The sequence below is a fragment of the Gordonia sp. GN26 genome (assembly GCF_054823965.1).
Window position 1 is genome coordinate 1 of the sequence record NZ_JSYC01000146.1, and the last position, 530, is coordinate 530.

At 56.6% G+C, this 530-nt stretch carries 1 rRNA gene; it reads left to right on the forward strand.

Going from position 1 to position 530, the window contains the following annotated elements:
* Nucleotides 1-530: ribosomal RNA gene (locus OK17_RS20520) — 23S ribosomal RNA — on the forward strand; the annotation flags it as partial.

Below are 530 nucleotides of genomic sequence, written 5' to 3' on the forward strand. Positions count from 1 at the left end.
GGGTGATGGCGTGCCTTTTGAAGAATGAGCCTGCGAGTTAGTGCTCGGTGGCGAGGTTAACCCGTGTGGGGTAGCCGTAGCGAAAGCGAGTCTGAATAGGGCGTTTGAGTCGCCGGGTCTAGACCCGAAGCGGAGTGATCTACCCATGGCCAGGGTGAAGCGACGGTAAGACGTCGTGGAGGCCCGAACCCACTTCAGTTGAAAATGGAGGGGATGAGCTGTGGGTAGGGGTGAAAGGCCAATCAAACTCCGTGATAGCTGGTTCTCCCCGAAATGCATTTAGGTGCAGCGTCACATGTTTCTTACCGGAGGTAGAGCTACTGGATGGCCGATGGGCCCCACAGGGTTACTGACGTCAGCCAAACTCCGAATGCCGGTAAGTGAGAGTGTGGCAGTGAGACTGCGGGCGATAAGGTTCGTAGTCGAGAGGGAAACAGCCCAGATCGCCGGCTAAGGCCCCTAAGCGTGTACTAAGTGGAAAAGGATGTGGGGTCGCGAAGACAACCAGGAGGTTGGCTTAGAAGCAGCCA